Origin of the sequence: Entomomonas moraniae (assembly GCF_003991975.1) — a bacterium.
GTDB classification, from domain to species: domain Bacteria; phylum Pseudomonadota; class Gammaproteobacteria; order Pseudomonadales; family Pseudomonadaceae; genus Entomomonas; species Entomomonas moraniae.
The window spans coordinates 2,630,038-2,644,132 of sequence record NZ_CP029822.1 but is presented as its reverse complement, the minus strand read 5'-3'; the positions used below and the strand labels follow the sequence as shown (position 1 = coordinate 2,644,132).

Here is a 14,095-nt window from a genome sequence, read left to right as displayed (position 1 = left end):
AAAGGCCAAGTTAAAAAGTTATTAAAACAAGTGATTGAGGATCAGTATACCTATGAAGTTTCTCGAGAAGAAGCACAGCAATTACTCGAAGATATAAAATATAATAAAAGTAATGATAATAATTACCTTGTAATAAAAGCTGCTTATCACAATAAAAAGCTACCTTCTAAGGCATTTATAGAGATGGCAGAAGAACTTCAAATACTACAACACAACAGCGATGATTTATTTAGGCGATAGTTATTTATATAGGCAGGGGACAATCGTTGATTATGGTCAAGCGGCACTTTACTACCATGAAGCTGAAAAAACAAATCAGATAGAAGCTATCTTAAAACTAGCTGATTTTTACAAGGCGGTGAGAGAGTTCTCTTTATACAAACATTACCTGCAAAAAGCTAGGCTGCAAGGTAGTGATAAAGCAACATTACTATTGGCAAAACTCTATGTTATCATTCTTAAAGAAAAATACTATGTGAAAGAACTATTAACAGAGTTACTAGCAAGCTCGACCCCAACAATGGATATCATCTTCGAAGCTGAACAAATGTATACACAATTATCACTTATTAAATTAACAAAAAAATAAATTCAATATTAAAAAAAATTATTATTTCCTAATAATGATAAGTGATTTTCGTAATAGATAGAGCTAATGTCTGCCGTTTGCTCAGGCTTTATAAAAACTCAACAATCCAACGATATAAATATCATTAATGTTTTTCTACTTTTTTGCATGCCAATGTTTATCCATATATTTTATAAATGAATAGCAAAAGGCTATTTTTATTTTCTGTATAGATACCTTACGAATACTGAAAATAGTTAAAAAGTTCTATAGTCTTTCATTTTCAGAGGATTAAGCTGTATTTGCTTGCAGCTTCATGAGATGGCTGGCCATATAAAATAGCCATCAAGTCGAAAGTAATTATTAGTTTTCAAACAGCATGCGCTCTGAACGGACTGTCAAATTTGATTACACTCTATTTTTAAGTTTACTATGTGAGTCTATACGTGCTAATTTCTTTATCAAAGAAAAACAGATTTATTTTCATTTTAAATGAGAATTATGTTGTTTTTATCATTTTGTATGTGGGTATAATTTCAACTTGATAAGTTTATGTAAGCTATAACTGTTGAAATTGCGCAGTCTGTTATTTCATTAATTATGAGAACCGACAGTTTGTCGGTTCTCATAATTAAAGAAATAAATTCTCAAAATAGTGAAACTATTTCTCATAATAAGTGAAATGGTTTCTCATAAATAATGATAAATTTTCTCAAGATTAATGAAATACTAGAAACCATGTTTTTTTTAGGGTTTTGATTAGTAGGTTATTTTAATCAACATCTATTCTTATATTATAGCCTATCAATACCAATATATTTTTTAAATAGTGTATTGGAATCCCATACCTGGGCTTTTATCATAAAAAATATAAATTTAACTATATAAACATAAGCTAAAATAAAGCCTATAGCTAAAGGAGCTTTAGATGTCATAGGAATAATTACTACTGCAATCAAATATATTGTTTGTACAGTAAAAAGTAGGCATATTAGTGCATGCAGAATCAGTAAAGCTGCAACTCGATAAGTTACGTAACATCATCGGTTTTAAAGAACCTAATAGTTCAAAGCAGCCAGATTATCTAGGTATAGAACTAAAAACAACACGACAGTTTTCTAAAAAACGGTCAACAATCTTTGCCCAAGTTGCAGAGTGGAAAAACTCTGTTATAAAAAGTAGTGCTGAAATGTTAGATAAGTATGGTTATTCCAGAGAAGATAGTTATAAACTTTACTGTACAGTAAGAGCTGGTATAGCTAATCCTCAAGGGTTATCTTTTGATGTAGATCTTGAGAAAGATATATTGTTCGAAATACATGAAATAGATGGTATTACTTTAGTCTGGTCAGGTAAGTTACTAAGACAAAGACTTTTAGAAAAACATAAAGAAACTTTTTGGATAGAAGCTGAATCATTTGTTAATGATGAGGGTATAGAGTGTTTTATTTTAAAACAAGTAATCCATACTAAAAATCCATTGTTAAGCCAATTATTACCTCTTTTGAAAGACAGAGTGATTACAATGGATCATTTAATTAAACGTAGTGGAAAGACTAACAAAGTCTCTGAAAAGGGGCCATTATTTAAAATAAATTCAAAAAATTTGAATTTGTTATTTCCTGAGCCTGTTTATTATGAGATTTAATTGTAAAATAATTCTATGCTTCACAGAGATTCTATAAATATAGATATTCTGCGACTATCAAATTTGGGAATACTAAGTAGAATCAAAATATCAATATTACATAGTATAGAGTTAATAGACATAATTATCATAGGTAGGTTTATGTTGATATACTATAACATAATGATATATCGATTTTTAAAAGATACTGATGTGTAGTTTTTTCGTAGTACCTTTATGTATAGTAACTTTATCGTATAGATTTAAAAAATGAATATGGATTGTGTTTAGTAATGTCAACAGAAGAAATTAATTGTAGAAGAGATTCATTTCGAGTTGCAATATGCAGAAGCACAGAAACGATTAGGAGTTACTAAAAAACAGTTTAATCAGCTAATAAATGCATATCATTTTCCTGAAGCTAAAAGGCCGGGTTATGATTTTATAAAATGGCAGTTCTCAAAAGAAAGTATTGAACACTATTTACGTTGTTTATTTAAAAATAAAACCCCTATACAAGAAGAAGCTGTCACTATTGCTGAGGCAATGAAAGTAGTAGGAGGGAGCGTAAGACCTGCTTTACCTAAACTACTAGAAAGTATTAAAGAAGGTTTTATTTCTGTCACGATACAACGTGACAACTATAAAAATATCAAATCACTTAGAGTTTCGCGTGAACAACTAAAACAATGGATTGTTGATAATGATGATATGAAAGACTACTTAACCATCCCTCAAGTAGCAAAGCTTCTTAATATCAATCAAGAAATTGCTTATCAATTAGTGAATATAGGTTTAATAACCTGTCAACTGGATAACAACAGTAAAAAAAGATTCGTATCAGAAACATTTTTAGAGTTATTTACTAAAGAATATGTTTTTTTATCAGAGATAGCTAAAGCTATTAGAATAACCTCTCGTACGTTAATAACGTATTTAGCAAAAAAAGAAATTTATCCTATTGATCACTTGAGTGATAAAAAGCTTAGGCTTAAAGTGTTTTCTAGAGAGTCATTAAAAGAAATAATAATATTAAAGGATATTGTGTAATTGATAATTATTGTAATTAGATAAAAATATTTCAAGATAACTATAGATGAAGAATGCAAGTTTTGAGATAGGAAGTAAATTTTATACAACAACAGGACAATGTTGGTTATGCACTGATGTTGGGATAAGAACTATCCTAGCTATTGAATTAGACCCTAAACTAGATAAAAATTGGTTTAAAGGCCCTCCATATGCCGTTAAAGAAGTTGTATTTGATGAAGAAGAAATGGAAATGTGTTTCAGAAATGAGGAAGAACACATAACAGAAAGATTAGAAAACCATATTAAATCAAATCATCCAAGTTTTTCTGCTGAAGTTGTTTGGAAAATGATGGATATACGACATCAGTTTAGTGATTACCCTCATAAAAGACTGTTTCGTATTAATAGAGTAGATGAGTCTGGCGAAATCTACCATCCCTATGCAGCAGAAAAAGAAGGTGATGAATGGATGATATTAGTTTATTTGCCTTTTACTGGGGAGTTTAAGAAAGTTAAAGAATCTATATTTATTGGTTATGATTTGGCTACTGAAGAGGATTTATTTCAAAGGAAAACGAAGCTATAAATAAAATATTACAAAATAAATAAACCGTACACACGATTACCTTAATAATTTGTCGTAAGCTGAATGCAAGTTGAATAATAAAAATAAAATAATAGCAGTTATATGCTTTATTGAAATATTTTGATATATTTTCTTGGGATTAAGACTTTAGTCACATAATCATTAAAATAAACTGATATTACGGTTCATTGTTGTAGTTATCTGAGGCTATATGAACTTATCCTCTTTGTACAAGCGCTGTGCGCTTAGCCATTCTATTTTTCTAGTAATGGGGTTGTTTTTTGTTGGCCCAGCCAAGGCAGCGCCTTTTCAAACGCCAGGCGATATCGACTATATCCGCGAGCGTCAGCAACGCATTCTGCAAGAACAACAAAAAAAGCTTCAAGAACTCCAAGACTTGCCTACTCAACAACCAAGCCAACCCAAAGTAGAACCGCAAGCAACAGGGTATTGTTTTACGATCAAATCCATTACCTTAAAAGGTATTACACTGATCTCTAAAACTCGGCAAGATCAACTGATCGCGCTTTTTATTAACCAATGTGTGGGCATTGAGCAACTTAACGAACTATTAAAAATAATCACCGACGAATACCTAAACAAAGGCTATGTTACCTCCCGTGCTTATCTGCCCGAGCAAGACCTATCAACGGGAGAACTCATTATTCAAGTGGTAGAAGGCAAACTTGAAGGGTTTAAAGCATCAGATGTAGCAAGCCATGCCGAAGTATATATGGCCTCTCCCAGTAGTCAAGGTAAAGCCATCAACTTAAGAGATTTAGAACAAGCCGTAGAGCAACTAAATCGTCTACCCTCACGCAGAGTTGAAATAGAACTCCTCCCAGGCGAAGAAGTGGGGAGTAGCTATATCCAATTAAAAGGACAAAAAACCAAGCCTTGGCATGTGAACTTAAACCGTAATAATGATGGCCAAAAAAGCACAGGAGAACAACAATGGGCGGCTTCTCTTTTATGGGACAGCCCATTGGGTTTGGCAGATCAGGTGAGTTTGAGTGCTGGAGGTGATGCGGTTAGTGACCACTGGCGACATACCGATAACCAAAGCATTAACTACAATCTTCCTTTTGGTTACTGGAATTTTAATTATAGCTACAGCCAAAGCTATTATCGCAGCCGTACTCACAGCACTGATGGTTTTAGCTTTGATATGGACGGTGAGAGTAAAACTCACCGTTTTAGTATGGATCGTGTTATTTATCGAGACAGTGTGAGTAAAGCAGGCATAAGTGCAGGTATTTCCCATTTAAGGACGCGTAACTACATTGATGATGTCTTATTAGATGTTTCCAGCCAACGCTTAACCTCTCTTGATTTAGGTATTAACTATGGCCGCCGTATCAACAATGCCTATTTGAATATGGATTTAGGGTGGCAACAAGGTATCGGTGCATTAGATGCGCAATCGAATCGCCATGCCGGGCATGGTAATCCAGATGCTCGCTATGACAAATACACCTTAACCGTAAGTTATCTTCATCCCTTTCAGATCCAAGGCGAATACTTTAGTTTTGAAAGCTTAGCCAACGGTCAATACAGCCATGATGTACTCTTTAGCCCACAACGAATTAGTCTAGGGGGTAGCAGCTCCATTCGGGGTTTTAAAGAGCAGTCTTTATCAGGCGACAGTGGTGGTTATTGGCGTAATCAGATTCGTTGGCGTAAAGGGATCACGTGGGAGCCTTTACAAAAAATCTTTCAAGAATACGGTGCTTTGTTTGCCTATGATGTGGGTGTGATACGTCATAGCAAATACAATCCAGAATACAGCGGGCGCATGTCAGGCAATGCCCTTGAATTTAATGTGTCAGGGCAATATGTTAGCGCGGCGGTTACTTTTGCGCGTTCGTTAAAATCCCCTCATGTGATTGAGCGCAAAGAGCATCCCGTTTATTTTCGTGTTGATGTCAATTTCTAATTCGTTTTCTTTATAAAAGTTGTTAAAGGAATAAAAATGAAGACAATCCCTCTATCAAAATCCGTCTTTAAAGCCACTGCGCTGAGTTTGGCGATTATTTTGACGTTTAATCCTCTATTAGTAGCGGCTGCTGATTTAACAGTAGCACCTAACAGTGGTAATACGAGCATTGGACAAGCAGGTAATGGAGTGCCTGTAATTAACATCAATACACCCAATGCCAATGGATTGTCGCAAAATAAATTCACAGATTATAACGTCGGTAAACAGGGGCTTATTCTCAATAACAACAACACCAAATACACCAATACACAATTGGGTGGCACTATTGAATTTAACCCCAATTTGAAAGGCCACAATGCGGCGAATACCATCTTAAATGAAGTGACCAGTGGTAATGCCAGCCGTTTACAAGGCTATACCGAAGTGGCAGGTCAAAAGGCACATGTCATTGTTGCCAACCCCAATGGTGTCACCTGTAATGGCTGTGGCTTTATTAATACCCCACGTGTCACCTTGACCACCGGTAAGCCTGTTATAGAACATGGACAGCTCAATCGCTATGATATCTCACAAGGGAAAGTGACTATTGAGGGCGAAGGCCTTAATGCGGGTAATGTCAGTCAATTTGATATCTTGTCACGCAGTGCGCAAGTGAATGCCGAAATCCATGCCCAAGAACTTAATATTATTGCCGGTCAAAATGAAGTCAGCAATACTGATTTAAAAGTAACAGCTAAAACAACCACCGATCAAACCAATAGGCCACAACTGGCGATTGATAGCTCAGCCTTAGGTGGTATGTATGCTGGAGCCATTCGTCTAGTAGGTACTGAAAAAGGCGTAGGTGTAAACCTAGCCGGGGATATGGCCAGTAATAGTGGCAATATCCAATTAGATGCCAATGGCAAGCTCACTGTAGGGGGGAGCCTTGCTTCCAATAAAAATATTGTGGCTAAAGCCGAACAAATAGACATTAATAATACCGCCTATGCGGCCAATGATATTAACCTATCTAGCCAACAAATCAACGTTAATAAAAGCCTAACCAGTGGTAACGACCTAACGGTTAATGCCGAGATGCTGACCAATAAGGGGAGCATTGAAGCGGGTGCTACCAAAACAGGCAGCGGTAATAACAGCAATGCCAAATTAACCCTCAATACAAAACAACTCAATAACCAAGGTAAAACCATTACCTCGCGCGGTAGTTTAGACATTAATGCCGTTACCCTTGCCAATCAACAAGGCAAAATCATCAGCAAAAGTCATGCGAACATCACCGCCAAACAAATTAATAACCAACAAGCCTCGTTAGCGGCTGAAGGCAAACTGACCCTTCAAGCAGAAACCATCAATAATCAACAAGGTAATATGGTGGGTCAACAAGGCGCAACCCTTACGGCACAATCTATAGATAATAGTCAGCAAGGGCTGATTTACAGCGAACAAGATGATATTAATTTAACCGCCACGCAAGTGAAGAACCAACAAGGCAATATTGCAGGACAAAACCTTACTGCTAATATTCAAACGCTGGATAACCAACAAGGCCTTATCGAAGCCAACCAAGCGATTAACTACCAAGGTGAAACCCTCCAAAATAACACAGGAACCATCCACGCACTGGGTAAACAAGCCAGTCAACTACAACTCACAGGGCTATTTAACAATACAAAAGGTGAGTTAGGGGTTAATAGCAATACATTTGTACTGATAGCCGATCAACTTAATAATACCGATGGCAAAATCACCCATACGGGTAATCAAGGCTTTACGATTGATTACAACCTGTTAGGATTAGCGGGGGGAACGGTTACAACCCAAAGTGCCGTTCATATAAATCAAGACGACTGGTACAACAACACCGATATCCAAGCCGCTGACTTTACCCTCAATGTCAAGAACCTAACTCAAGATAAGGGGGGTAAGCTTTACCTGCAAGGGCCTCTCACCGTAGTAGCGGGTGGCGATTGGCACAACAATGGCTTAATACAAACTAACGGTGCTATCGATCTAAATCTACAAGGGGACTACTGGGGAGCAGGCCAGTTACTCAGTCAAAGTAACATTAATCTCAACGCCGACAACATCCTTTTAGATGATACGGCTTCCCGTATACAAGGTAATGGTACCTTAAACCTAACAACTAATGATCAGTTATATAACGAAGGTAATATTCTTAGTAATAGTACTTTACAACTAAAAGCTTCTGATCTAGTTAACTTAGGCACATTGGGTGCCAGTCAAGATCTAGCCATCAGTGGTCAAAAGATACATAACCAAGATGGTTTGATATTTACCAGTGGGCAACTTACTATCAAAGCGGATGATTTTTACAACCAACGTGGTGATCTTTATGCCCATGGTGATATTAACCTCGGTGGTCATAATCAGCAGGCCATGAAAACCCTCACCAACCATTCAGGTACCATTGAAAGTTTGGCCAAAATCAACATCAATGCCGACACTCTAGAAAATGCCCGCGAAGTATTCAATATCGTTACCCACAAAGTGTCAGCTAATGTACAAGATACCGGCTGTAGCCATGACTGTGGGGGTGATAAAAAAGACCATAATTTTATCCTCACCGAAGTTGACCGTACCGAAGTCACCGATGCCAGTGCAGAAGCAAAAATAGTGGCAGCCGATGATCTCACCATTCAAAGTAAAAAGATAGACAATAAATTCAGTATCTTAGCTTCTGGCAACAACATCCAGATAGATACGGACACCTTCAACAACATCGGCGCACAAACGGGAGATTTGACCACTCAACGCTTTTTAATGACATGGCGGATGAACTCCCTTTCAGGCGTATTTAATTTAGCCAATATCATCAATACCTATGATGACCAAAACAGTACCAACTATGATCCTAGTCGTAATATAGAACAAGATGTTAACCAATTTACCTCACCTAGCATCATGGTTATAGACAACATTACCAAAGGCCCTACGCTGAGCAACGCACAAGTGCACAACGGTGTGGTACAAGCAGCAGGTACTGTTACCATTAATGCCAAAGACGGTGATATTGCCAATAACAGCATCAAACCGTCTTACATCTACACCAGTGGTGGTGACCGCGTTCAAGATACCAATACCCTAGGCAACGACATCGCCACCTACGTGCCTGTTAACTCACAACTAAAACCTGATACCACTCATAGCGCAACAGATCCACTGCAACTCCCTGGTTTTAGCTTACCTAACAATATTAATGGTTTATTCCATGTTAATACCAACCCCGACCACAAATACCTAGTAGAAACCAATCCAGCCTTTGGGGTGAAGTCGTTTATCAACTCCGACTACCTACTCAGTAAATTAGGGTATAACCCTGACGAAACGCAACGCCGTTTAGGCGATGGCATGTATGAACAGCGCCTTATTCAACAAGCCATTACGGCTCGTACCGGTCAATACTTTGTAAATGGCATGACCGATGGCGACCAACTCTATCAATACCTGATGGATAACGCGATTGCTAGCAAAGAAGCATTAAAACTCACGGTAGGTGTTGGCTTAACAGCGGAGCAAGTGGCCGCACTTACACATGATATTGTTTGGTTAGAGGAGCGTGAGGTTCAAGGTCAAAAAGTATTAGTGCCTATTGTTTACATGGCACAAACTGAAGGAAGACTTGCACCCACTGGTAGCTTAATCCAAGGTTATGATCTAAGCCTGATCGTCGGTAATAACCTCACCAATACAGGCACGTTACAAGCGGATCAAAGTATCCAGGCACGTGCTAAAAATGTCATTAATGGTGGGTTATTTGAAACCAACCAATTGGCCATTAACGCCACTGACAACATTATCAACACCCATGGTGGTATTATCAAAGGGCAGCAAGTTGATTTAACCGCTGAAAAAGGCACGATTCTCAATCAGCGAACAGTAACAACACACCAAGCACAAACAGCCAATAGCCAACGTAAACAAGACTTTGTATCAGAGGCCTCGAGTATTGAGTCCGATGGCACATTAAACATGACGGCAGGCTACAACATTGAAAACAAAGGCAGTGCTATCATTGCTAAAGATGCTACCTTAACAGCGGGTAACAGTATTCAGGTTGGTACAACCACAACAGATAACCAACAAAATTACCAAGGTAAATACAACTACGACCGCCAACAAATCAACCAATATGAAAGTGCAGTGGTCATTGAAAACACACTCACCGCCAAAGCCAATAATGATATCAACGTCACAGGTAGCTATATCGGTACGGGTGGCGATACCAGCTTAACGGCTGGTAATAATATTACCGTTGGTTCAGTGACTAACGAAAATCGTAGCCATAGCTACGGCAAAAAAGGACAAGCCTTGAGTGACACTGTTACTCAACAAGGCGCGGTTATAAACTCGGGCGGTAAGCTCAATGTTGCCGCGGGGAAAGACATTACCCTAGAGGCCAGTACGGTTACCGCCGATAAAGAAGCTTATTTCTATGCAGGTAATGACATTAACCTATTGGCAAAAGATGACACACAACATACCCTCATCGAAAAAACCAAAACCAGCAGTAATGGATTATCCAGTAAAACCAAAAAGACCTATGATGAAACCTATCAAACTACGGCACAGGGCAGTCTGATTAGTGCTGACAGCGTTACTATGCAAGCAAAACACGATGTTAATATCAAAGGCAGTGACATCGTCTCAACCCAAGACACCAACCTCTATGCTGGTAACAACGTCACCATTGACTATGCCGAAGAGCAATACAAAAGCAAACACAAAGAACAAGAAAAGAAAACCGGCGTTATGGGCATGGGTGGCGGCGGTATAGGCTTTACCATCGGTTCAAGTAAAGTTAAACAAACCGTTGAAGAAAACTATAATACCGCCAGAGGTAGTACCATAGGCAGTAGTGAAGGCAGCGTCAACATTGCGGCGGGTAAAGACCTTACCGCAAAAGGCGCCTCCATTGTGGCGGGTAAAGACATCACTTTACAAGGCCAAAATGTCACCATTGAAGAAGCCAGAGAAGACAGCCACTACCGTCAAACCTACGATAGTCAGCAAACAGGATTAACCATCTCTCTAGGTGGAACGGTTGGTAGCGCTATTAACACTGCCTCACAAACAGCCTACCAAGCCAAACACGAAACCAATGACCGTTTATCAGCATTAACAGGCATAAAATCAGCATTAACAGGTTATCAAGCTTACCAAGCTACACAAGTTGCTCAGCAGGGTTCAAGTCCAAATGACCAGGCTATTGGCATTAACGTCAGCTTAGGCCAACAGAAGGCTCACTCAGAGCAGAGCCAAACCCAAAACATGAGCAAAGGCTCCTCTTTGCAAGCTAGCAATAATATCACAGTGATTGCGACAGGCGATAAAGCTAATCCTAAAACAGGTGATATCACTATCAAGGGAAGTGACCTGCAAGCGGGTAATAATATTACTTTACAAGCCAATAATGACTTAAATTTATTAGCCAGTGAAAACACCCAAACCATCCGAGGTAAAAACAGTAGCAGTGGAGGCTCAATAGGTGTTGGAGTGGGTATTGGTAGCAATAGCGTTGGTTTTACAGTGAATGCCAGCGTTAATCAAGGTAGAGGCAAAGAAAAAGGCGATGCCCAAACCTGGACAGAAACCAACATTACAGCAGGTAATAAAGTAACCCTTTCCACGGGACAAGATGCGAATCTAATCGGTGCGCAAGTCAGTGGTAAGCAAGTTGAAGCGAATATAGGTAATAACCTTAATTTACAAACACTACAAGATAGAGACGATTACACCTCAAAACAGCAAGATATTACCATGGGAGGAAGCTATGCTGTCTTTGGTGTCGGCGGTTCAGGAAGCTTTAGCGTTAGCCAGCAAAAAATGGACTCTACCTACAAAAGTACCCAAGAACAAACTGGTATTTATGCGGGTGAAGGTGGCTACCAAATTACGGTGGGTAAAAACACCGACCTCAATGGCAGCGTTATCGCCAGTACGGCTGATGCTAGCAAAAACAAACTTGATACGGGTACTTTAACGTGGAATGATCTAGAAAATAAAGCCGACTACAAAGTTAGTAGCAATACTGTAGGTATGGGTAGCGGAGGAAGCGTAGGAGACATGTTCTTAGGTAACATGGCGAATACCCTTTTAGTAGGTGCTAATAATAGTGATAAAAAAGAAAGTACCACCCATGCGGCAGTATCCGAAGGTGAAATTACCATTCGAGATCAAGCCAATCAAACACAAGATGTGGCTTCATTAAATCGCGATACAGAACATGCCAACAACGGTTTTAGTCCAATTTTTGACAAAGAAAAAGAACAAAACCGCCTCAACGAAATGAAAGCCATTGGCGAATTAGGTAGCCAAATCTCTGACGTGATTAGAACAGAGGGTTCTATCTACGCTTACAATGAAGCTAAAAAAGCGCATCCTGAAATAAATACCGATACACCTGAAGGTATTCAGTTATTAAAAGATAGTCAAGAATACAAAGAGGCCATGAAAGACTATGGCACGGGGGGAAGCTACCAAAAAGCAGCGCAAGCCATTACTGCCGCATTACAAGGATTGGCGGGTAACAATTTAGAGCAAGCCCTAACAGGCGCCAGTTCACCTTATGTGGCGGGCATTATTAAGGATATGACGCCAGAAGACAGTGCCGAAAGAATTATGGCACACGCCGTATGGGGGGCTATAGTAGCCAATGCCAAAAACAATAGTGCCACGGCAGGTGCTATAGGTGCTGCAACAGCAGAGGGATTAGCTCCTTATATCGTAGATTACTTATACCCAGGTCGGGAGGTTAAAGACTTAACTGAAGAAGAAAAGCAAAAAGTTGTAGCACTGGCCACTATTGGTGCAGGGCTAGCAGGAAGTTTTGGAACGGATGGTAACTTTGCTAGTGGTGTGGCTGCTGCTGAAACGGGAAAGAATGCCGTTGAGAATAATGCTATTTCTGATGTTGTGGAAGCCATGCATGAAGGAAAGACACCAATGCAGGTAGCAGAAGAAAGGACACAACAGTTAATTGACGAATTTATACAGAAGAACTGCCAGGGACTCTCAGAAGCAGCATGTAATGCAAAGAGGGAAGAAGCTGGTATCGCAACGTTATTAGAGTTTGGAACTTTTGTGCCTGGTGTGGGTTTTGTAATAGACGTGGCTAGAGCTGACACTGTTCCAGACTATCTCTGGGCCTTAGCAGGTATTGTGCCTGTAGAGAAATACATTGAAAAAGGAGGTAAGGTAGTATATAAAGTTTCAGATGCCGTATGGGATGCACACTTAAATAAGAAAGTTGACAATATTGGAAATAATATTTCAGATCTTCCTGCTGGTTATAGTTCAGGTAAAAGTGCTGGAGCTATGTTTAATGAGACAGGAGGGCTTCCTGAGGGATACAGACGTATTCTGAATGATAAGACAGGAAATACAGCAGTATTAGGACCTGATGGTAAATTATATTCTGAACTTGGTAATGGAAGTTTAGGTCCCCAATGGGTAAGTGATATTTCTAAGCCAGTTGATAGGCATTATTTCAATAAAATAGATCAAAGTTCTCACGCTAAAGAGTTGAATACTATTATTTTGCCGGGTGTTGATGTTAATAAAGATATTAATGCTATACGTAATGGGGAGGGTATATTTAAAGGCAATACTGTTACAGTTAACAATAGAACTTATGAGGCTCATGCAAATGGAACAATATATCCTATTTCAGGTAATGGTTTTATAACCTTAACAAGGGGCGAATATAAAGCATTAGGTGTTTACAACAAAATGGGTGATACAACACAAACTAATTTAATACTAAATAATATGAAAGATATTACTATAAAAGATATGCAAAAAGCATATGAAATATGGAGTAGTTGGAAATGAAGGGGACAGGTTTTGATATAGTAATAGATAAAGAGTTTAGCAGTGCATATTTTATTGCAATATTATCGGCTGTTTTCGCTCTTGATAAAAACTATATATTTATAGCTCATTCAATTGAAGAGCTAGCAGTGCCAACAGATATGTTTAGAACGGTAAAAATATTAGCTATTGTACATAAAGTGTATGGTAGTTTTTGTAGTGCAATACAATTTTCTATAGATGGTGACGTAAAATATAATGTAGAGGATGTGATAATTAAAATCAGTAAGTATGGGAATGTTAAGTGCTTATTACCTGACGAATCATCGAGATGTGATATAGATATGATTTTATTTTTACCTGATGGGACTAAAAGAAATGTATATGTAAATTCTGAAGCAATGGATCGGAATGAGTATATTATAGAAAACTACAAGTAGCTAAGTATATCCACCTCTTGCTCATATAATAATAGCTACTAGAAATGTAGCTATCCTCCGAACAAGTTTT

Annotated in this window: 8 protein-coding genes; all 8 read left to right on the top strand. The window is 38.4% G+C overall.

Annotated features, from left to right (window positions below):
- Positions 1-30: 30 nt before the first annotated feature.
- The 8 genes from DM558_RS12265 to DM558_RS12230 all read left to right on the top strand — a co-directional run bounded on the left by DM558_RS12265 (position 31) and on the right by DM558_RS12230 (position 14,025).
- On the top strand, positions 31-240 hold the full coding sequence (locus tag DM558_RS12265; RefSeq protein ID WP_127164265.1) for a hypothetical protein: 210 nt from the start codon (positions 31-33) through the stop codon (positions 238-240).
- Entirely contained in the window at positions 221-589 is a 369-nt protein-coding gene (locus tag DM558_RS12260; RefSeq protein ID WP_127164264.1) for an SEL1-like repeat protein, read from the top strand. Before DM558_RS12265 ends, DM558_RS12260 begins: the two co-directional genes overlap by 20 nt.
- Before the next feature lie 973 nt (positions 590-1,562).
- Positions 1,563-2,216: an MvaI/BcnI family restriction endonuclease gene (locus DM558_RS12255; RefSeq protein ID WP_228411746.1), complete on the top strand. Its 654-nt coding sequence runs from the start codon at positions 1,563-1,565 to the stop codon at positions 2,214-2,216.
- A gap of 315 nt (positions 2,217-2,531) precedes the next feature.
- Entirely contained in the window at positions 2,532-3,245 is a 714-nt protein-coding gene (locus DM558_RS12250; RefSeq protein WP_127164262.1) for a hypothetical protein, read from the top strand.
- 46 nt (positions 3,246-3,291) lie between these two features.
- Positions 3,292-3,813: a hypothetical protein gene (locus DM558_RS15705; RefSeq protein WP_177412511.1), complete on the top strand. Its 522-nt coding sequence runs from the start codon at positions 3,292-3,294 to the stop codon at positions 3,811-3,813.
- Between the two features lie 211 nt (positions 3,814-4,024).
- Complete coding sequence (locus DM558_RS12240) at positions 4,025-5,749, top strand: ShlB/FhaC/HecB family hemolysin secretion/activation protein (RefSeq protein ID WP_127164261.1); 1,725 nt, start codon at positions 4,025-4,027, stop codon at positions 5,747-5,749.
- Between the two features lie 36 nt (positions 5,750-5,785).
- Positions 5,786-13,606: a hemagglutinin repeat-containing protein gene (locus tag DM558_RS12235; protein ID WP_127164260.1), complete on the top strand. Its 7,821-nt coding sequence runs from the start codon at positions 5,786-5,788 to the stop codon at positions 13,604-13,606.
- Positions 13,603-14,025, top strand: a complete 423-nt coding sequence (locus DM558_RS12230; protein WP_127164259.1) for a hypothetical protein — start codon at positions 13,603-13,605, stop codon at positions 14,023-14,025. The genes DM558_RS12235 and DM558_RS12230 overlap by 4 nt, the downstream gene beginning before the upstream one ends.
- Positions 14,026-14,095 lie beyond the last annotated feature (70 nt).